General features: G+C 58.1%; 20 protein-coding genes. 18 read left to right on the forward strand and 2 right to left on the reverse strand.

Annotated features, from left to right (window positions below; genetic code table 11):
• Positions 1 to 17: 17 nt before the first annotated feature.
• From E9954_RS27910 to E9954_RS27935, 6 genes are all read left to right on the forward strand, one after another.
• A complete protein-coding gene (locus E9954_RS27910) occupies positions 18 to 2,225 on the forward strand; it encodes a hypothetical protein (RefSeq protein WP_136082583.1) in 2,208 nt (735 codons plus the stop codon).
• Between the two features lie 55 nt (positions 2,226 to 2,280).
• Positions 2,281 to 3,117: an LpxI family protein gene (locus tag E9954_RS27915; RefSeq protein WP_136082584.1), complete on the forward strand. Its 837-nt coding sequence runs from the start codon at positions 2,281 to 2,283 to the stop codon at positions 3,115 to 3,117.
• A gap of 61 nt (positions 3,118 to 3,178) precedes the next feature.
• Positions 3,179 to 4,321 carry a lipid-A-disaccharide synthase gene (lpxB, locus tag E9954_RS27920; RefSeq protein ID WP_136082585.1) on the forward strand — a complete coding sequence of 381 codons (1,143 nt, stop codon included), beginning with the start codon at positions 3,179 to 3,181 and terminating at the stop codon, positions 4,319 to 4,321.
• A 101-nt stretch (positions 4,322 to 4,422) separates the two neighbouring features.
• Positions 4,423 to 5,106, forward strand: a complete 684-nt coding sequence (locus E9954_RS27925) for a hypothetical protein (RefSeq protein WP_136082586.1) — start codon at positions 4,423 to 4,425, stop codon at positions 5,104 to 5,106.
• Between the two features lie 188 nt (positions 5,107 to 5,294).
• Positions 5,295 to 6,167 (forward strand): thymidylate synthase, encoded by an 873-nt coding sequence (thyA, locus tag E9954_RS27930; protein WP_136082587.1) that lies wholly within the window; start codon positions 5,295 to 5,297, stop codon positions 6,165 to 6,167.
• Positions 6,167 to 6,610, forward strand: a complete 444-nt coding sequence (locus E9954_RS27935) for a dihydrofolate reductase (RefSeq protein ID WP_168442652.1) — start codon at positions 6,167 to 6,169, stop codon at positions 6,608 to 6,610. Before thyA ends, E9954_RS27935 begins: the two co-directional genes overlap by 1 nt.
• Positions 6,611 to 6,688: 78 nt before the next feature.
• Here E9954_RS27935 and E9954_RS27940 read toward each other — a convergent pair whose 3' ends face one another.
• A complete protein-coding gene (locus E9954_RS27940; RefSeq protein WP_136082589.1) occupies positions 6,689 to 7,582 on the reverse strand; it encodes an AraC family transcriptional regulator in 894 nt (297 codons plus the stop codon).
• A gap of 153 nt (positions 7,583 to 7,735) precedes the next feature.
• Here E9954_RS27940 and E9954_RS27945 point away from each other — a divergent pair, with 153 nt between their 5' ends.
• From E9954_RS27945 to E9954_RS27965, 5 genes are all read left to right on the forward strand, one after another.
• On the forward strand, positions 7,736 to 8,683 hold the full coding sequence (locus E9954_RS27945; protein WP_136082590.1) for an SDR family oxidoreductase: 948 nt from the start codon (positions 7,736 to 7,738) through the stop codon (positions 8,681 to 8,683).
• Positions 8,684 to 9,069: 386 nt separating this feature from the next.
• Positions 9,070 to 10,062: an aldolase catalytic domain-containing protein gene (locus tag E9954_RS27950; protein ID WP_136082591.1), complete on the forward strand. Its 993-nt coding sequence runs from the start codon at positions 9,070 to 9,072 to the stop codon at positions 10,060 to 10,062.
• Positions 10,063 to 10,158: 96 nt separating this feature from the next.
• The gene (locus E9954_RS27955) at positions 10,159 to 10,830 is read left to right on the forward strand and encodes an FMN-dependent NADH-azoreductase (protein ID WP_136082592.1); all 672 of its coding nucleotides are present in this window, start codon (positions 10,159 to 10,161) and stop codon (positions 10,828 to 10,830) included.
• Positions 10,831 to 10,835: 5 nt separating this feature from the next.
• Complete coding sequence (locus tag E9954_RS27960; RefSeq protein ID WP_136082593.1) at positions 10,836 to 11,453, forward strand: phosphoribosylanthranilate isomerase; 618 nt, start codon at positions 10,836 to 10,838, stop codon at positions 11,451 to 11,453.
• Complete coding sequence (locus E9954_RS27965) at positions 11,453 to 12,367, forward strand: glutamate--tRNA ligase family protein (RefSeq protein ID WP_136082594.1); 915 nt, start codon at positions 11,453 to 11,455, stop codon at positions 12,365 to 12,367. Before E9954_RS27960 ends, E9954_RS27965 begins: the two co-directional genes overlap by 1 nt.
• Positions 12,368 to 12,495: 128 nt before the next feature.
• Here the strand turns inward: E9954_RS27965 and E9954_RS27970 are convergent, their stop codons facing one another.
• Positions 12,496 to 13,335 (reverse strand): PaaX family transcriptional regulator C-terminal domain-containing protein, encoded by an 840-nt coding sequence (locus E9954_RS27970; RefSeq protein WP_168442653.1) that lies wholly within the window; start codon positions 13,333 to 13,335, stop codon positions 12,496 to 12,498.
• A 153-nt stretch (positions 13,336 to 13,488) separates the two neighbouring features.
• Between E9954_RS27970 and trpB the strand changes: the two genes are divergently transcribed.
• The 7 genes from trpB (at position 13,489) to E9954_RS28005 (ending at position 18,830) form a co-directional block, all read left to right on the forward strand.
• Positions 13,489 to 14,688 carry a tryptophan synthase subunit beta gene (trpB, locus tag E9954_RS27975; RefSeq protein WP_136082596.1) on the forward strand — a complete coding sequence of 400 codons (1,200 nt, stop codon included), beginning with the start codon at positions 13,489 to 13,491 and terminating at the stop codon, positions 14,686 to 14,688.
• A gap of 191 nt (positions 14,689 to 14,879) precedes the next feature.
• The gene (locus E9954_RS27980) at positions 14,880 to 15,098 is read left to right on the forward strand and encodes a hypothetical protein (protein WP_136082597.1); all 219 of its coding nucleotides are present in this window, start codon (positions 14,880 to 14,882) and stop codon (positions 15,096 to 15,098) included.
• Between the two features lie 37 nt (positions 15,099 to 15,135).
• Positions 15,136 to 15,363, forward strand: a complete 228-nt coding sequence (locus E9954_RS27985) for a Flp family type IVb pilin (protein ID WP_136082598.1) — start codon at positions 15,136 to 15,138, stop codon at positions 15,361 to 15,363.
• Positions 15,275 to 16,048, forward strand: coding sequence for a TadE family protein (locus E9954_RS27990; protein ID WP_136082599.1), 774 nt, complete (start codon positions 15,275 to 15,277; stop codon positions 16,046 to 16,048). Before E9954_RS27985 ends, E9954_RS27990 begins: the two co-directional genes overlap by 89 nt.
• Complete coding sequence (locus E9954_RS27995; RefSeq protein WP_136082600.1) at positions 16,048 to 17,604, forward strand: pilus assembly protein TadG-related protein; 1,557 nt, start codon at positions 16,048 to 16,050, stop codon at positions 17,602 to 17,604. Before E9954_RS27990 ends, E9954_RS27995 begins: the two co-directional genes overlap by 1 nt.
• A complete protein-coding gene (locus E9954_RS28000) occupies positions 17,594 to 18,148 on the forward strand; it encodes a hypothetical protein (protein WP_136082601.1) in 555 nt (184 codons plus the stop codon). Before E9954_RS27995 ends, E9954_RS28000 begins: the two co-directional genes overlap by 11 nt.
• Positions 18,138 to 18,830 carry a hypothetical protein gene (locus E9954_RS28005; protein ID WP_136082602.1) on the forward strand — a complete coding sequence of 231 codons (693 nt, stop codon included), beginning with the start codon at positions 18,138 to 18,140 and terminating at the stop codon, positions 18,828 to 18,830. The genes E9954_RS28000 and E9954_RS28005 overlap by 11 nt, the downstream gene beginning before the upstream one ends.
• Positions 18,831 to 18,853 lie beyond the last annotated feature (23 nt).

Here is an 18,853-nt window from a genome sequence, read left to right on the forward strand (position 1 = left end):
ATTATAGGGAGGATGGAATGAAACAGGGATTGGTTGCGGGGTTGGTGGTTTGTTGCTGTGCGCTGCCTTTGTGCGGACATGCTGCGGCCCTTGATGGCGGCAGCCACACGGTTGTTTCCAATTCATCTTGGAATATTGGTTCCGCCGATCTGTGGGTGGGCGGAACAACCACGTCCAACTCGCTTTCCATCATCCAGGGCGGCGAGGTGTTTGACTGGCATGCATACCTCGGTTATTCCAGCAACTCCACGCACAATGCTGTGCTGGTTTCCGGGGAGGGCTCCGTGTGGAGCAATACTTCTCACCTCTATATGGGGCACTACGGGGGAGATAACAGATTGACGATTTCCGACGGTGCGCGTGTCTACAACTGGAACACGTATGTGGGCTACCGTAGAACCTCCGGAAACAATTCCATGGAAGTCGTGGGAGCGGATACCGTTTGGACGAACCGGGGAACACTTCAGGTGGGGCAATATGGCCCCGGGAATAGCTTGGCGATCTCTGGCGGAGGCCGGGTCTTTTCCGAGGTGGCATATATCGGGGTCGGCCATTCTTCGTCCAGCAACGTGGTGTCGGTGTCGGGAAGCGGCTCGGCCTGGAGTGTCGTCGATGACCTGAATGTTGGAGACTACGGGAGTGGCAATGTTCTGGAAGTCTCCGACGGCGGACGCCTGAACAGCGGAGAGGCCACCGTCGGCCTAGGTTCCGCCGGGGAAAACAATGTGGTTCGGGTGACCGGAGCCGGTTCGGTTTGGAGCAATGCCAACGATCTGGTTGTGGGTGGGGATGGTGAGGATAACGCGCTGGAAATTTCCAGTGGAGGGCAAGTCTATAGTGGCTCAGCCAATGTCGGAGCTACGTCCGGTTCGTTCTACGACACCGAGAACAATCATGTCCTTGTGACAGGGGACGGTTCGGTTTGGAGCAATCGTCAGGATTTGGCCATCGGCTTGAGGGGTTCGTCGGGCAACAGCCTGGATATTGCCGACGGCGGGCGGGTCTACAACCACCATGGCCTTGTTGGGTATTTCCGCTTTGGAACGTCGATTCCGACAGAGGGCAACGCGGCTTCCGTATCGGGCGCCGGGTCGGAATGGAACAATGCCGGCGACCTGACGGTCGGCTCTGCCTACCCCGACTGCCGGCTGGATATTCTCGATGGCGGCTGTGTCACGAGTGTCAATGGATATATCGGAAGGGGATGGACAAACAATACCGCCCTCGTCTCTGGTGCAGGCTCGGTCTGGAGTTTGGCCGACCGGCTTCATGTCGGGTTCGATGGATCCGGAAATAGCCTGGTGGTTACAAATGGCGGCATTGTTGAAAGCTTGAATGGTTCGGTTGGATATGGCCAATACGCATACGACAATTCAGTGGTGCTGGTTGGCAGCAACTCCGTCTGGCGCAGTGCTGGAAGGCTTGGTCTGGGCGGCTACATGGCCGAGGAAGGTTGGGTGAACGGCGGAACCGGGAACGCGTTGCATGTCGGGGATCTGGCTTCGGTTGAGACGGGGGATTTGCACAACCGGAACCAATCGCGGATCTCGTTGGATGCGGACGGCCGCATTCTGGTTGCGGGCAACTATTTCCAGAGCGCGGATTCGGAGTTGGAATATGTCTGTGTTTCGAATGCGGCGGGTGCCGTGACCGTGGCTGGGGATGCGATTTTGGATGGCCGGCTTCGGGTTGAATTCCCGGCGGGCTTTGTGCCGGAGCTGGGCACCTTGCTTGATCTCTTCGATTGGGGCGGAGCGGTCTCGGGCGGGTTTGCAACCAAGGAACTTCCCGACTTGCCGAATGCGTTGGGATGGGATGTCTCGGATCTCTATTCGAGTGGCCGGCTTGCCGTTGTTCCGAATCCAGACCAGGATGGCGATGGCCTACCGGACGAATGGGAGCAACGCTATTTCCAGTCCGACGTCTCACCCACGAACAATCCCGATGGGGATTGCCACAACAACCTGCAGGAATTTATCGCAGGTATGAACCCGACCAATGCAGCATCGTGCTTTGCAATCACGAATGCCGTGGCGGGCAGTAGCGGTTTCGAACTTTCATGGCCCGTGCAAAGCAATCGGCTCTATTCGGTGCTTTGGGGAACGTTGGATGGGGATTTTGAAACCATCGAAACCTATCTCGAGTTCCCGCAAAACAGCTTTACCGACACAATCCATTCCGTCGAGGCCAAGGGGTTCTATCGGGTGGATGTTCGGCTGAAATGATTTGTTTGGGCGGGGCTTCACATCGAATGGTGCTTTTTGGCATGATGCGCCCGATATGAACGATGTACCGGAATCACTGATCATAGTCGCCGGGCGCGATGCCTATCCGCGGATGCTGGCCAAGGCCGCGCGTGCGGCGGGGGTGACGCGCATTGTCGTGGTGGGGTTCAAGGGCGAGACCAACCGCGAAATGGTGGCGCTGGCCGACGAATACCATTCGTTGCCGCTGGGAAGTTTTCAGTTGTTTCTCGATACGTTGGCCGCCACCGGAATCAAGCATGCGGTTTTGGTGGGCCAGATTGGAATGCACAATGTGTTCCGCCTTCGCCTGGATAAGTTGGCAAAGGAATTGTATCGCTCGCTCGAAACACGCAATGCCCATACGATTTTCGGCACGGCGGCGGACGAGATTGAAAAGCTCGGCATCGAAGTGCTGCCGGGCAACTCGTTTATGGAATGCTATACGCCCAAGGTCGGGCAGCTCGGCCAACGCGCGCCGACCGAACGCGAACTGGCCGACATTGAACTGGGCCTCAAGTTGGTGAAGGGCACCAGCGAATTCGAGATCGGCCAGACGGTCGCCATCAAGGACGGCATTATTATTGCGGTCGAGGCCTGGGAGGGCACCAACCAGACCATCAAGCGCGCGGGAAAAGTTGGCAAGGCCGGATGCGTCATCGTCAAGGTGCCGAAAGCCGGCCACGACATGCGCTTCGATATTCCAGTGGTCGGCGCCAAAACCTTCAAGGTGATGAAGAAGGCCAAGATTTCCTGCCTGGCGGTAGAGGCCGGCAAAACCATCCTGCTTGAAAAGGAAAAGCTCATCACCTTGGCCGACCAATACAACATCGCCTTTATTGCGGTGCGGACGGATGAAAAACAGAATAATTAGGACAGAATAATTTGCGGAGGATCGGTAATCATTCTGTCCTAATTATTCTGTTAAATGAAAAATGAAGAGATCGATTCTAGTGGTGGCGGGGGAGGTGTCGGGCGACCTGCATGCGGCGGGAGCCGTGCGGGCGGTCAAAGCCCGCTCGCCCGAGACCGTCTTCTGGGGCATCGGCGGCGACCACCTCAAGGCCGAAGGCGTCGAGCTGCTGCAGCATACCGACCGCATGGGCGTGATGGGCATTGTCGAGGTCTTGAAACAATACTCCTTTTTCAAAGGTGTCCTGAAACAGGTGCTCGACGAAGTGGACCAGCGCAAACCCGATGCCGCGCTGTTGGTGGACTATCCCGGTTTTAACCTACGCCTCGCCGCCGAGTTGAAAAAGCGCGGTGTGAAGGTCTACTACTATATCTCGCCGAAAGTCTGGGCGTGGAACAAAAAGCGTATTCCGAAGATGGCGCAGGTGATCGACCGCCTGATGGTCATTTTCCCGTTCGAGGTGGAGCTGTTCGAGGGCACCGGCCTGCAGGTCGATTTTGTCGGCAACCCGCTGGTGGAGCAGATCGACGAATTCCTGGCATCGGAGCCAATGGCATTGCCGTGGCAATCCGAGCGACTGATCGCCTTGCTGCCCGGCAGCCGACGGCAGGAGATCGAGCGGATTCTGCCCTCCATTCTTTCCGCCGCGAAAAAGTTGGAAGCCCAGTTCCCCGATGTTTCGTTCCTGATTGCCTCGCCCAATGAACGAATCGAAAAACTCGTACATGAGGAAATTTCCCGTTGTTCCGAGAAGCCAGCCCGGCTGGATGTGGTTTGCGGCCATGCACGCGAAGTGATGCGGCAGGCCGAGGCGGCCATCGTGACCTCCGGCACGGCCACCCTCGAGACCGCGCTGATCGGCACCCCGCACATCCTCGTCTATAAAACCAGCGCCTTCACCTATTGGTTCGCCAAGTCGGTCGTAAAGATTTCCCATATTGGGCTGGTGAACATTATTGCCGGGAAAACCGTCTGCCCGGAGTTGATCCAGGATGAGGCTTCGCCGGCAGCCATGGCGGAGCAATCCGCACGGCTCATGGCCGACACGCCGGAGCAGCAAGCGATGCTCGCAGGCTATGCCGAAGTCCGCCGACTCCTCGGAGCAGAAAGCGCCGCGGCGAATGTTGCCCGTATCATTTGCGCCGAAGCCCGGGACGGCGTTTGAGAGGGAATGGAGGGCGCCGCTGGGAGGGGAAGATAATTCAGTCTAATCCTTTTCAGTGGTGTTTTTTTTGTTTACGATTTCAACACAGTCAGGGGGCTATCATGAATGGAAATGCTTGGAGAATAGGGATTGCTGTTGTTTGTGTTGCAGGGGGGGCTTTTGCCGATCTCGTGGAATATGATTTTTCCTCGGGGCTTCAGCCCTCGTCCTCGGGAGGGGGTGTTGTGGCAAGTCCGCTGGTACTAAATGGGGCGTGTTCCGTCACGATCACCAACGTTCCGGTGGGTTCGGCTTCGCCCTATGCCGACTCGGGTCTGGTCGGTCATTGCGACTTCAAGGCGGGGAGTTATATCCAGCTTTCAATCACGCCGCAGGCCGATTATTCGTTCGACCTCGAATCGCTGTCGTTCAAGGTGGCCGGCATTGGCGGCAACAGAAGCTACCGGGTGGAATACAGTTTTGATGGCTTCACCACCCCGGGTATTCTCGTTGCAGGGGCATCAATCCCTGCCAAAACGGGAGAGGGTTTTAGTTTTCTGGAGGTTGACGCACCGCTCGCCGATCAGGATGCGTCCGCCAACCGGACGACGGACACGGTCTTCTTCCGGTTCTACGGCCAGGGTTCGTCCTGGGGCCCCGTGGATTATTTGGCCGACAACATCACGGTGCTGGGTACGGTTGTACCGGAGCCAGCGGTTGTCAGCCTGCTCGGTTTTTTTGGCGGAGGTATGGTTTTCGTGCACCGCTTCAACCGCCGCCGCAGGGAGCGCGCGGGACTGGAATAGGCTACCAACACTCCACCTTGTTCGTAGAAGCGATGCCCTCACCGCTTGCCTGCGAACTCGGCAAGGCTTCGGCCGTCGAGCGGATACGGTCTGCCCCGCATTTCCCATGTTTGGAATTTTAAATCAGCGATCCGGCGTGCTAGCTTCATTCCCTTATTTGCAAATCCAAATGATGAAACCGCTGAAGCATGAATATTGATCAGGTCTACAAACAGGTTGTTGAAAAAGTTCTCCGGGAGGGAAAAAAGAAAACCAACCGGACGGCCACGGATACCATTGCCGTGAGCGGCTGCATGATTGATTACGACATGGCCAACGGCTTCCCGCTGCTCACGACCAAAAAAATGGCGTGGAAGACCATTCGGGTCGAACTGGAGGGATTCATCAAAGGTGTGACCGATAAATCGTGGTTCCAGGAGCGCGATTGCAAAATCTGGAACGAATGGTGCACACCGGCCAAAGTGCCCTACGGCCACGACGAGGCCACCTACCAAGCCATGGCCGAGGAAAAAGACCTCGGCCCGATCTACGGTTTCCAGTGGCGTAACTTTAACGGCCGGTATGAATTCGGAGCCGAAAAGTTGGATGGCGGCATCGATCAGCTGGCGAAGGCCATCGAAGCGCTCAAGACCAATCCCGACAGCCGCCGCATCCTCGTGAATGCCTGGAATCCGCAGCAACTCGACCAGATGGCGCTGGTTCCCTGCCATTATTCCTATCAGCTGCTCTGCAACGACGGCGTGCTCGATCTGCTCTGGAACCAACGGTCGTGCGACATCTTTCTCGGCATCCCCTTCAACATAGCTTCGTACGGCCTGCTGCTGGAGCTGGTCGCCAAGGAGTGCGGCATGAAAGCCGGCAAACTGATCGGCTTCCTCGGCGATGCCCATGTCTATGTAAACCATCAGGCGCAGCTGGATGAGCAGCTGAAGCGCGAACCCTATGCCCCGCCAAGGCTCATGCTTGACGGCTACAACTCGATCTTCGACTGGGAGTGGCAACACGCCACCCTAGACGGCTACGAATGCCATCCCTCCATCAAAGGCGAGGTCGCGGTATAATGATTGCGATTGTTGCCCGGTCTGAAAACGGAGTTATTGGCAAAGACGGCGGTCTGCCGTGGCGTTGCAAAGGCGACCTCCAGTTTTTCAAGCGCACCACCATGGATCGAAAGATTGTCGTCGGCCGCACCACCTTTGAAGGCCTTCCGCCGCTGAAAGGGCGCGATATCTACGTCCTGACCCGCAATCCGGATGCCCGATTTGAAAATGCCACCGCCGTTTCCAATCCCGCCGACGTCCCGGCCGATGCCATCATCTGCGGCGGCGCGGCGATCTATGACCTGATGATTCCCCAGTGCGACCAGCTACTGGTGACCACCGTCAAGAAAGCGGTCGAGGGCGATACCTTTTTCAATTCCCAATGGCTGGACGGTTTTGAGCCGACGGAAACCATCGAAGAGACTGACGAATATTCGATTGTTTCATATAAGCGTAATCTGTAGTGCGGATATCTGATCCGCGACCCTGCGCCTTCAACTCGCATCGGATATGCGAGCTACGACCAACAAAAAAGAGCTGCGTCACACCATTCCCGCGGGGACTTGACTGGAGTGGCTCCATTGCCGAGGAGACTGCCCGTACATGCGCTTGAACTCGCGGCTGAATTGGGAGGAGCTTGCGTAGCCCACATCCATCGCCGCTTCGTTCACAGTCGTTCCTCCAACAATTTTCATGGCGGCGCTGTTGAGTCGCATGGATTTCACGAACTGGATGGGCGACATCGTGGTCGCTTGCTTGAATTTGCGGTGGAACACGGCCCGGCTCATCCCCGCCTGTGTGGCCATATCCTCGATGGTGACCGATTTACCCAAGCTGGAAGACACATACTCGATTGCGCGGGCGATTTCATTGCCGACTCCGAAAGCACGCCGTGCGGCATCCCCCGCATCCCCCTTCAATACAGCATAATAGACCTCCCGCAGCCGACCGTTCCCAAGTACCGCCGTATCCGCCGGGCTATCCCCCAGCCGAAGCAGCCGCAACAGCGCTTCGGTGAATGCGTCGTCCCAGCGGGCGAGTGCAAACCCCTGCGGGAGTGGGCCGCCCCGAGGCGGCCGGATGGCACCGGCGGCACTTTCCATCTCAATGGCCAGTTCGGTCATCACGCGCGTATCGAGGGCAATCATCACGCCCAGGAGGGGATTGTCCGGCGAAGCGGAGGGCGTCCCCGCCTCGACCGGCATCGACATGGGGCAGCACATGTATTGGCTGCTGTCGTACACATATCTTTTCCCATCCAACAGGGCTTCCTTGGCCCCGTTCACGATGGCCACCACGGTGGGTTCGTACACCGCGGGGGCGCAGCGAAGCGGCTCGGTAACCCGGAAGAGCTGCACGCCCTTCACCCCGGTTTCCACCACGCCATCCTCGCCGACCCTGTTTTCAATGAGTTGCTTTATTTGTTGTTTGCTCATGCAGTCAACATGGCACTGCAGAGTGCATAATTCAACCAAATGATACAATTGGGCATGTATTAGCGATTATATAGCCTAGTTATGCCGGATATTGAGAGTTATGGTTTTTGTCGGACGGGAGGAAACCTGTCGCAAAAACAAGGAGCTTGAACCATGACCACCAAACAAAAATTTGGCCCCAAGGGCTGGACGCCGGAGCGGCTCGGCTCCCTCGATGGAAAAACCTATGTCATCACCGGCGCCAACACCGGTGCGGGATTTGAGGCAACACGGGTGCTCTTGTCCAAGGGCGCAAGCGTAGTGATGCTGAACCGCAACGCCGAGAAGTCATCCGCCGCGATCGCGACGCTTAAACAGGAATTCGGCGTTGCCGCTGACGTGACGTTCGTGCGTATGGACCTGGCAGTGCTGGATTCCGTGCGCGAAGCGGCGGCGGAGGTACTGGAGAAGGTTCCCCAAATCGACGCGCTTATCTGCAACGGCGCCATTGCGCAGGTGGCCAAGCAGGAGATCACCGTGGACGGCTTTGAAAGCCAACTCGGCGTGAACCACTTCGGTCATTTCCTCCTGTGTGGCTTGCTCTTCGAGTGTATTGAAAAGTCGGAGGGGCGCATCGTGGTGGTCGGCAGCAACGCGTATAAAATGGGGCTGAAGAAGATTCAGTTCGAAGACCTCAACTTCGACAAGAAGTACACCGCCTGGAATTCCTATGCCCAGAGCAAGCTCGCGCAGATGATGTTCGCCTACGAATTACAGCGCCGGATCCAGGCTGCGGGCAAGAGCGTCCAGGTTCGGGTCTGCCATCCCGGCGCGTCACGAACGAATCTGTTGAAGGATACGGCCAGCGTCTTCAACAAGATCGTTTGGGCCATACTCTCCCGCATCATCGCACAATCCGCCGAGCGGGGCTCCTGGCCGGAAGTGATGTGCGCAACGGAGGAAGGGTTGAAGCCGGAAGCCTTGTATGGTCCGACCCAAAGAGCGGATACGGTCGGCCCCGTCGGCGAGTGCCCGCTGGATGGGGTGGCCCTGAGCCAGGAAATGGCCACCAAACTCTGGACGCTCTCCGAGCAGAAAACGTCTCTGGGCTGGACGTTGTAGTTCGACTGAAAAGAACTCTGATATGGTTGTTTAGGTTTTGCCGCAGGCGCGTTTCTCTTGCGGCGGCAGGCCCAGGCTCGCGCCCGCGCCGTGGTGGATCGATTTCAACTGCTTCAAGCTGAAGGTTGACATTTGATCGCAAAAGGCGCATCAATGCGCATCACATACGTAAAATATGATCATCGGGAGTGATGCGCATGTCGACATTCGAGGGAACAGGCATAAAGAATCTGAAGCTGCGGGGCGGTATCTACTACTGGCGGCAGCGGATTCGCGGTGTTCAATACTCGGAATCGCTTCAGACGGGTGATCGTGAAGAGGCGTTAAGGCGGATGGCTGGTAAGGTGGATGCCGCGCAAAAAGGAAAAGGCTTAAAGGAGAAAACAATGACTCAAGCAAAGAATAGCAGCAGTGAAGCATCGGATAAAAGCGCCGGATGGGTCACGTTCGACCCCAATCTGAAAATCTTGGACTGCACGATACGAGACGGCGGGCTCTGCAACAACCACCAGTTTGAAGAAGGGTTTTTCCAGCGAATCTACGAGACCTGCGTCGCGGGCGGAATCGACTATATGGAAGTGGGCTACAAGGCCGACAAGAAGCTGTTTGCCGGAACCGGATGCGGCCCCTGGAAATATTCCGACGAGGAGGACATCCGCCGGGAAGTGGGGGAAAACGATACCGGGGTGAAGCTCAGCGTAATGGCCGATACCGGACGCACCAACCCTTCCGACATCCTGCCGAAGAGTGAAAGCGTGATTGACCTCATCCGCGTGGCGACCTATATCCACCAGATTCCCGCCGCATTGGAAATCGTGAAGGATGCGAAGCAGAAGGGCTACGAAGTGGCCCTCAACCTGATGGCGGTCTCCACCGTCCCCGACTACGAGCTCGACAACGGCCTCGACGTCATTGCCCAGGTCGATGAAATCGACTTCCTCTATGTGGTCGATAGCTTTGGCTCCCTCTACTACGAACAGGTTGGCGACCTGATCGAGCGCTACAAGAAAACCGGCAAAACCCTCGGCATCCATGCGCACAACAACCAGCAGTTGGCCTATTCCAACACCATCTACGCGGCCATCAACGGCGTGAAGCTGCTCGATACCACCATGATGGGCATGGGACGTGGCGCGGGCAACTGCGCGACCGAACTGATGGTCGGGTTCCTCAAGAACCCCAAGTTCAGCCTGCGCCCCATCCTGCGGTTTGTCCAGGAAACCATGTACCCGCTCAGCCAGGAAATCGACTGGGGCTACAGCGTCCCCTACATGATCACCGGCCACTACAACGAGCATCCGCGTTCCGCCATCGCCCTGCGCGATGGCGACCGCAAGGACGACTATGTCGGGTTCTACGACGAAATCGCAGCCATTTAGCGGATTTGTTTGTAAGCCGCTCGGTGATTAAGCTATAACCCATGATCGTTTTGTGAGAACCACCTCTGCATTGAGGACAGATAAAGGAGTTTTGGAATGAATGTTTTGCATGTTTGCGCCAACCCGAAGCCGACCGAAGAGTCGGTTTCCAAGCAGCTCGCCGCCGCCTTCTTTGGCAAGCTGATCGAGCTGAAGCCGGAAGTCGAGCTGGTCAATGTCAACCTATACGACGAAAAACCGCCGTTCTATTCCTACGAGCTTTACCGCGCCGTTTGGAATCCCGTCTTCGAGGAAGGCTACGAGCCGTCCAAGGTGGAAGAGATGGCCATGAACTATGCCTCCAAGCAGGCCGAACTCTTCAATGCCGCCGACGTACTCGTTCTCACCATGCCCATGTGGAACTTCTCGTCCCCGGCCATCATGAAAGCCTGGACCGACCAGATCCTCTGCCCCGGCCTTACCTTCGAAATGGCCGAAAACGGCGTCAAGCCCCTCCATAAGATCAAGAGCGTGGTGCTGCTGGTGGCTTCCGGCGGAATCTATAAGGAAGACGACGCCCGCGATGCCCTCACCCGCCAGGCCCTCACTGCCTTCGACTTCATCGGCATCGAAGATTTCGAAATCGTCTGGGCCGACGGCCAGAACCCCATGTTCAATGCAAACTGCGAAGAGCGCAAGGAAATGGCCATCGAGGCCGCGATCGAAATCGCCGAAGACATCGCCGAACTCGACCTGGCGCCGGCCTCCGAAGAGGCTGACCCCGAATAAGTCCCATGGACCCGTTCATCAAGATCTGCGGAATCTGCTCGGAGGGCGACCTCGGGCAGATTTCTGCATTAAGGCCCAACGCGCTCGGTTTCATCCAATGGCCGAAATCCAAGCGCTATATCGCCCCCGAAACCGTTGGCCAATGGGAAACGCCCGAAGGCATCCGGCGCGTCGGCGTATTCGTGGCCCCCTCCGAGGCCGAACTCGCCCACGCCGCGCAGCACGCCCGGCTCGATGTCCTCCAGATCCACCGCATTTCCAGCGGATGGAAACTCGACCGCGAACTCTTCAAGGGACTCGAGGTCTGGTGCGCCCTCAAGCCCGACGAACTCTACTTTTCCGAAGCCGGATTCCCGTTCGACCGCTATCTGCTAGACTCCTACGACCCCAAAACCATCGGCGGAACCGGCGAAACGTGCGACTGGGAAAAAGCCCAAACCCTCGTCCGCTCGCTTGAGATCCCGATCCTGCTCGCCGGCGGCCTCACCCCCCAAAACGTCGCAACGGCCATTCGCCAGGTTAAGCCGTGGGGCGTCGATGTCAGCTCCGGCGTCGAAATCGAACCCGGCGTAAAGGACATCGCCAAGGTCGAAGCCTTCATCGACGCCGCCCGGGAAGCCTGATGCTCACGCGTTTCGCGCCCAGCCTAACCGGCTACCTCCACCTCGGCCACGTCCTGCACATGCTCTACGTCTGGGGCATCGCCAAGCTCAACAGCGCAAAAGTCCTCTGCCGCATCGAAGACCACGACCTCGCCCGCGCCCGCCCCGAATACGAAGCCGCCATCCTCGAAAACCTCCAATGGCTCGGCTTTGTGCCCGACCTCGGCCTCCGTGCCGGAACGGAGGCCGCCCCGGACTCGGATTTCCGCCAAAGCGACTGCTCCGCCCACTACGAAACCGTCCTCCAAACCTTGCAGGATCGCAATCTCGTATACGGGTGCGACTGTAGCCGCAAGCAAATCCTCGAACGGGCCGGAGGGGCGGCATCGGCCTCTTCAGACGCCTCCCCCGAACTCCACTATCCCGGAACCTGCGCCGGCAAAAACCTTCCGCTCCAAGGAAACACCGTCCGCTTCAGGACCCACGATGGCGAAACCATCTTCCACGACCTCAAGCTCGGCGAACAACGCCAAACCCCGCGCAACCAATGCGGCGACTTTTCCCTCCGCGACCGCCAAGGTCAGTGGACATACCAATTCGCCTGCGTCTGCGACGACATCCGCCAAGGCGTTGGTCTCGTCATCCGCGGCGAAGACATCCTCTTCAGCACCGCCCGCCAGATCCAGCTGTTCAACACGCTCGAAGCTTCGGTTCCCCAATATTGCCACCATCCGCTCCTCCACGATGCCGCAGGAAAAAAACTAAGCAAACGCCAACGCTCAGATAGCATCAGCCGGATGCGCGAAGCCGGCGCCACCCCCGGGCAAATCATCGGCCAAGCCCTCTTCCAGGCCGGCCTGGCCCCGGATTCCTCCCCGCTTTCCCCGGCCTCCGCCATCGAAAAGTATATCATCCAGCACCCACGATCGTGGTAGTTGGATGATATACCTTTTCCTTGGACACCATGCCTTCTGAAGAAAACCGACCGTTTCCCGCACCGCCCAGCGGCTCCCCGGGGCGGCCTCCATCCGGCAATCCCCTTGAGAGGTATATCATCCGATGGCTACGATCGTGGGTGCTGGATGATATACTTTTCCAGTTGCCGGCCGATGGCGGACCGCACGGTTTTGTGCAGTTCATAAACCGCTTTTCCCCGATAGCCCTTGGGCAGGAGTTCGGAGGGAAGCAGGGGATCCGGGCGCATGCATTGGAGATAGGCCTCCGATTCCTGGCGAAGAAGGTGCAGCAACGCGGCTTCATCGTGGTCGGTTTCCTCGAGCACCCGGAGGTTTCCGGAAAACACCGACAGATAACGTTCGTGCAGCTCCTTGAGCCAGTCGAAATTCCAGCTGTTTTCCACCATTTCGATGGCCTCGTGATGCAGGACGGTGCGGGATTCGAGCAGGTAGGAGACGGCATTCACATTGGCGGCGCGTTCAAGGTCGTCGTACTCGGGGCGAATGTCGCGCGGGGAAATCCAGACGCTTTTTTGCAGGCAACCCATCCGCATCCGTTTCAGGAATTTGCGGAGGGTGTCGCGGTAGTGCCGCTCCTTTTCCGGAACATCGAACACCAGGGTGTACCAGATTCCGTTCCATTTGGTGTTCCAGAGCTTTTCCGGGAAGTGGTATTCCGGAAGAGCGGCCTGGCCCAGGGCGGTGAGCTTTAGATGGGGGAGTTTCCCGTCGTTTTCGTGCCGTACCAGCAAGCCGGCACCGCGAAGCCGGGACATGGAGTTGTGGTAGGCCCGCAGGTTCGGGTAGGTGCTTTTCCAAAAGTGCACCCTGCCGCCGGTCGTCAGGATTTCTGCGAGATCCTCGACCAAATCCAGCCATTCCTCCTGCGCCCGACGCCGTACAACGGGTAGCGACCAGTCCGGGTGATGGAAACTTATCCAGTCCATAGGTATATCATCCATTAACCACGATCGTGGTACTTAGATGATATACTTCGGGGTTGGCAAGGGAAAAGTGGAGCGGTGGGGTGGGGATTAGCCTTGAAATGACGGGGCGGGGCGGGGATTATCCGGATTCCATTTTTTACAAAGGATTTTGCGATGAAACCGACCCAACCTGATAGTCACGGCCATTTTGGCGCCTATGGCGGAATGTTTGTTCCGGAAACGCTGATGGAGCCGTTGAATGAATTGACGCGCGTCTACAAGATGGTGCGCAAGGATCCGGAGTTCAAAAAGGAGCTTCAGTATTATTTGCGCGAGTATGTTGGCCGTCCGACGCCGCTCTATTTCGCGGAGCGCATGACGGAGCAGCTGGGCACCGCCAAGATCTACCTGAAACGCGAAGACCTCTGCCATACGGGCGCGCATAAGATCAACAACTCGATGGGGCAGATCCTGCTGGCGAAGCGGATGGGCAAGAAGCGCATCATTGCGGAAACGGGGGCGGGGCAGCATGGCGTTGCCACGGCAACCGTCTGTGCCATGTTCGGCCTCGAGTGCGTGGTCTACATGGGCAAGGTCGATATGGAACGGCAGGCGCTGAATGTTTTCCGCATGGAGAGCCTGGGCGCCACGGTGGTGCCGGTAACCGTTGGCCAGCAGACGCTGAAGGAAGCAGTGAACGAGGCGATGCGCGACTGGGTGACCAACATCCGCTCCACCCACTACATTCTCGGTTCCGCCCTCGGCTCGCATCCCTATCCCATGATGGTGCGCGATTTCCAGAGCGTGATCGGCGTCGAGGCCCGCAAGCAGATTTTGAAGGCGGAAGGCCGTTTGCCCAACGCCATCATCGCCTGTGTCGGTGGCGGCAGCAATGCGATCGGCCTGTTCCACCCGTTCATCGAGGACGAGGATGTCCGCATGATTGGCGTGGAAGCCGGCGGCTTCGGGATTGATGGCGGCATGCACGCCGCGCGTTTTGCCCAGGACAAGATCGGTATTTTGCAGGGCACCAAAACCTATGTACTGCAGGATGGCGACGGCCAGATTGCGCTGACCCATTCCATCAGCGCCGGCTTGGACTATGCCGCCGTCGGCCCCGAGCACAGCTTGCTGCGCGACCTCGGCCGCGCCGAATATTCCTTTGTCACCGACGAAGAGGCGGTGGATGGCTTCGACAAGCTTTCGCAGTGGGAGGGGATTCTCCCGGCACTCGAAAGCTCGCATGCAGTTGCCTGGATCATCAAGAATGCCGGGCAGTTCGCCAAGGACGAGCTCCTGATCGTCAACGTCTCCGGTCGCGGCGACAAGGATGTGATGCAGCTTGCCGAGTGGAAGGCCAAGCAGAACAGCTAACGCCTAACCCTGCGGAGCCGGCAAAATTTTAACAGAAGGACGCAAAGTACGCGAAGAGTGGAATCTCCTCCTCCCTTTGCGTACTTTGCGAGCTTCTGTGAAAAAACCTTCGCAAGCATGACAGGATTGTCATTTGATCGAACTCGCCTTTGTAATGTGGGTCTAATAGAACGTGTTTTAGATTCCAAAGAATGGTGAAAAAGGTACAATTTCCGGTCATTGAAAACCGTTATGTCGAGGTGGAGCAAGTGAGGCTGAGAGGGAACAAGGATGGGAAGCGCGGCCAGGTGATGCTGGAATATGTCGTTGCCCTGGGTGTTTTTCTTGCGCTGGTGGGCGTGAGTGCGACGCTGATCTATGTCTTCCGGGCCTACGGCAACCGGGTGCTCGACATCATTGCGGTTTCGTGAACGGAATCAATAACCAAGGATTACAAGGAGTGTGGAAATGAAGATGGTGCCCAAAAGAAAAGAAGGCCAGGCCATGACGGAATACCTGATCATCGTGGTGTTGGTGGCCATGGCGGCCCTGGTGATCTTCGGCCTGTTCGGCGACACGATCCAGAAAAAGCTGGGCGGCGCGGTCGATGAGCTGGAAGGCGACTCCACCGGAAGCGAATCCGTTCGGTCATCCAAGAGCTATCTCCAAGACCTCGGCTCTTCCGAAGACGACTAAGCGGTTTCCCGTGCACTTGCGCTTCGGCCCAAAAGAAGGCTCCGCAATCGTGGAGTCGTGCCTTGTGATGGCGGTGCTGTGCCTGATCCTGTTCGGGATCCTGCAGGTATCGTATCTGGTTGCGGCGCGCAACGTCATTAACTATTCCGCCGTGGCCACCGCCCGCGCGGCCGCGGTGGGCATGAACGATTTCATGCTCCACAAGGTGAGCCACTATGCCGCCATTCCCGCGGCCGGCCCCATCTACACGCCCCAGGGGTTCGGGCGCGAGCGCCCCGCCGGGGAGTCGACCGGGGCGGTGTGGGACAACGCGATTTCGCGCAAGCGCAATCCGCGCTCGCAGCTTGGGGACTACGAAGTCGGCGTCAAGGAGGCCTACCACCTCGCCGGGGTCACCCGTTTCTTCAACATCCTCGACTATGAAAACTGGCAGCGCGACGAATCCACCGTGCACGGCGACTACATCCGCGACGAAGACGACCTGCTCACCGTCCGTGTCCGGCAGCGGGTTCCGCTGGCCATGCCGTTCTCCAAGTTGTTCTTTGCGCGCAACCGCACGGTCAAGGCGCACCGCAACGGGGAGATGGATATCTATCCCGCCGCCCAGCTCGAAGCCACCGTGGTGATCGAAGACCATTCCGCCTTCTACCTGCACACCGACGAACGCTTGCTGATGGAGTTTTAATGCCGACCCCCCCGCCACGTAAATCCGGGCAGGCCATCATATTCCTGATGGTGGTGCTGGTGATCGGTATCCTGGCCGTGGTCTGGAACTTTGATCTGCACCGGGTGGTCTCCGCCAAGCTGCGCATGCGCAACGCCGGTGACGCCGCCGCGATGGCCGGCGCCCGTTGGCAGGGCCACACCCTCAACATGATCGGCGACCTCAACCTGATCCAGGTCGCGATTCTTTCTGAAGCGTATGCTCTATATGATCAGGAATATCAGGCATGGCTAGCTGCCGGTGGTGATGAGAGCGACGAACCGGAACCCGTTTTCGAGGATTACTACGATCCCGCCGAGATGGAAACCCTGCACGAGTTGCGCCTGCGCCTGGAGCTGGTCGGCCCGCTGGGGGCCTTTGCCGTTGCGCAGCAAACCGCGTTCAACAACGGCGCGATGCACGATCCCGCCCTCGCTGACAATCTGCTGATGCTGGCTTCGGATCTCCGGGAGGAAATTGCCGAAACCCCCTACGACAATGCGTGGGAGGAATATGCCGACCTGCTCGAAGACCTCGCCGTGCGCGGCGTTTGTGTCGGTTCCTATGCGTTGATGCTTCCACAGCGCCCCCACCCGCTATTGAGCGAAGGGTTCTATGGCGCAATCGCCCAGGCGCTGGCCGACTGGTGGTGCCCGATGTATAGCTACCGCTACTATCTCGAAAACTACGAGGATTTCGAAAGTTGGCCCAAGTTTCCCTCCAAATTCCGCTACCGTCTGATGTTCGACCTCCAGCTCGACGAGTTCGAAGTCGAAATTCTGGACGACACGATTTCCATTCCGGAATCCGCCATGCTCGACGGGGAAGAGTATCTGGATCAGCTTGAAGGTTATCTAACAAACCAGACGGATGTTATTGACGAAGATTTTACTGATTATGTTACTAATGCGGTTTTCGAGGCTGATCTTGCTTACTGGCATGTCTACCATAGAGAGACATGGACTAGGCCTTGGCCGCGCCCAGCGAAATACAATGATGAAACTGATCTCTCGAAGCCTAGGCCTCTGTTTGCCATTCGCGATTCTGTCAAACCCAAATTTAATTATCTTGGTGCAGTTGCCGGTATTTCCATGTCGGCTCCGGTGTCCCGTGGTATCCTTTCGAGTTCAAAGAACCAGACGGTTGATCTTTCCTACAAGGCTAAGGCAAAGCCATTTGGTTTGCTTAACACGGAGGAAGGGATAGAGCCTCCCCACTATTTTGGCTTTGTCTTCCCCTGTTTCGACGACGTGCGCCTGATCCATTCCGACATCGGGCAAAAGGTGATGAGCGGCGAGTTCTATGAGCATGCCTCCCGCCACGTTCGCCCCTATCTCGAAAACGGTCCGTCCGCGCTGCACCCGGACTGTCCCTACTGCCGCCTGCTGAACGCATGGGAAAACCTCGACCGCCAGGCCGGGCTCGAATGGATCGACCGCGCCTATAGCGACGACGACGACAACCCCTGCGATCCGGAGATCGACAACGACGACCTGCCGTGGGGCGATGCCGGAGGAGGTGCCACCGGTGGCTCGTAGAACTAAATGCGGAAAGTCCGGCCAGGCGATGGCCGAGCTCCTGGTGGGGCTGGTGGCCATCATGCTATTGGTGGTGGGCCTCCAGCAGATTTCGCTGGTGTCGCGCAAGAGCTTCCTGGCCTACACCAACAGCCGGATGATGCTGGCCCAGCAGCTGGTGGATCCGAACTCCGACTTCACCGAAGGCTTCGTTTTCACCGACCGGGCCGATCCGGGATCCGACCAGAAAAACTATACCGGCGACGACCGGGTTACGGTGGGCGACGACAGTTTCTACACCGAAGGGAAGGGCTTCCTGCACATGGTCGACTATGCCATTCTCAACGGATATCTCTGGGACTACGAACGCGAGGATCCCTACTACCGCCTCTCCGATTCCGCCTTCTCCCAGATATCGGAAAGCTTCGCCATGCAGTATGGCGTCGATTACCAGGCGGTGGACATTGTGCCGTTCCTCAACAAGGTGATGGGGCGCGACACCATCAACCTTAAACGCGAAATCTGGATGCCGTCATGGAGCGGGCTGAGGGAATATGAGGATTAGGAAAATACATCTTTTCTTGGCCTTGCTCCTCTGTTGCGCATGGGGCGCGAAGGGCCGCGTCTTCCGGGCGCGCGAGGTGGGCGAAGGGCGGCTCAACGCGGCGGGGCTCCCGTGGCAGTCGGCCTACAAGACCTCCATGGAGATCAACGGCCAGCAAAACGATCTGCGTGTCTATTCCGCGCACCGCGACGAGCCGATGATCGACCAGCTCAAGGATCAGTTCGAGCGGCAGGGCGCCAAGGTTGCCCTCCACGAAACGCGCGACGGCGCCCAGGGCATCGCCAAATTCGGCAACCGCACCGTGCGGATTCTTGTGCTGGCGCCGGCCCGGCAAGCCAACCAACTCGCTTTCCTCTTTTATCCGGAGCCGGGCCGGGCCGCCGCGCCGTCGCGTCTGCCGGTGCCCGAATTCCCGGGGGCGCTGGGCGGAAACACCGTGGTGAACGAGGCCACCGGTTCCATCTGCCGATCCGCGAAAACGGAGGTGGCCCCCGACCAGGTGCAGGCCTTCTATGCCGGCGTGCTTTCGGCCGACGGATGGTCGACCCTCATCCCGCCCGCGCGGGGCGATTCGCGCATGGCGGTCTACCGCAAGGGCGAGCGGATTTGCACCATTATGGCTTCCCGGCGGCGGGATGGCTCGAACCGGGTGACTGTGCTTGTGAAAGGTGGCAGGCTTTGATACTTTTTCCCAATACTGTGAGG

The organism is Pontiella desulfatans, assembly GCF_900890425.1.
Classification (GTDB): Bacteria; Verrucomicrobiota; Kiritimatiellia; order Kiritimatiellales; family Pontiellaceae; genus Pontiella; species Pontiella desulfatans.

What these genes read in the sequence shown, in the direction of transcription:
- E9954_RS27910 (WP_136082583.1), top strand. Translation starts at nt 18, where the DNA reads ATGAAACAGGGATTGGTTGCGGGGTTGGTGGTTTGTTGCTGTGCGCTG.
- E9954_RS27915 (WP_136082584.1), top strand. Translation starts at nt 2,281, where the DNA reads ATGAACGATGTACCGGAATCACTGATCATAGTCGCCGGGCGCGATGCC.
- lpxB (WP_136082585.1), top strand. Translation starts at nt 3,179, where the DNA reads ATGAAGAGATCGATTCTAGTGGTGGCGGGGGAGGTGTCGGGCGACCTG.
- E9954_RS27925 (WP_136082586.1), top strand. Translation starts at nt 4,423, where the DNA reads ATGAATGGAAATGCTTGGAGAATAGGGATTGCTGTTGTTTGTGTTGCA.
- thyA (WP_136082587.1), top strand. Translation starts at nt 5,295, where the DNA reads ATGAATATTGATCAGGTCTACAAACAGGTTGTTGAAAAAGTTCTCCGG.
- E9954_RS27935 (WP_168442652.1), top strand. Translation starts at nt 6,167, where the DNA reads ATGATTGCGATTGTTGCCCGGTCTGAAAACGGAGTTATTGGCAAAGAC.
- E9954_RS27940 (WP_136082589.1), bottom strand. Translation starts at nt 7,582, where the DNA reads ATGAGCAAACAACAAATAAAGCAACTCATTGAAAACAGGGTCGGCGAG.
- E9954_RS27945 (WP_136082590.1), top strand. Translation starts at nt 7,736, where the DNA reads ATGACCACCAAACAAAAATTTGGCCCCAAGGGCTGGACGCCGGAGCGG.
- E9954_RS27950 (WP_136082591.1), top strand. Translation starts at nt 9,070, where the DNA reads ATGACTCAAGCAAAGAATAGCAGCAGTGAAGCATCGGATAAAAGCGCC.
- E9954_RS27955 (WP_136082592.1), top strand. Translation starts at nt 10,159, where the DNA reads ATGAATGTTTTGCATGTTTGCGCCAACCCGAAGCCGACCGAAGAGTCG.
- E9954_RS27960 (WP_136082593.1), top strand. Translation starts at nt 10,836, where the DNA reads ATGGACCCGTTCATCAAGATCTGCGGAATCTGCTCGGAGGGCGACCTC.
- E9954_RS27965 (WP_136082594.1), top strand. Translation starts at nt 11,453, where the DNA reads ATGCTCACGCGTTTCGCGCCCAGCCTAACCGGCTACCTCCACCTCGGC.
- E9954_RS27970 (WP_168442653.1), bottom strand. Translation starts at nt 13,335, where the DNA reads ATGGACTGGATAAGTTTCCATCACCCGGACTGGTCGCTACCCGTTGTA.
- trpB (WP_136082596.1), top strand. Translation starts at nt 13,489, where the DNA reads ATGAAACCGACCCAACCTGATAGTCACGGCCATTTTGGCGCCTATGGC.
- E9954_RS27980 (WP_136082597.1), top strand. Translation starts at nt 14,880, where the DNA reads ATGGTGAAAAAGGTACAATTTCCGGTCATTGAAAACCGTTATGTCGAG.
- E9954_RS27985 (WP_136082598.1), top strand. Translation starts at nt 15,136, where the DNA reads ATGAAGATGGTGCCCAAAAGAAAAGAAGGCCAGGCCATGACGGAATAC.
- E9954_RS27990 (WP_136082599.1), top strand. Translation starts at nt 15,275, where the DNA reads ATGAGCTGGAAGGCGACTCCACCGGAAGCGAATCCGTTCGGTCATCCA.
- E9954_RS27995 (WP_136082600.1), top strand. Translation starts at nt 16,048, where the DNA reads ATGCCGACCCCCCCGCCACGTAAATCCGGGCAGGCCATCATATTCCTG.
- E9954_RS28005 (WP_136082602.1), top strand. Translation starts at nt 18,138, where the DNA reads ATGAGGATTAGGAAAATACATCTTTTCTTGGCCTTGCTCCTCTGTTGC.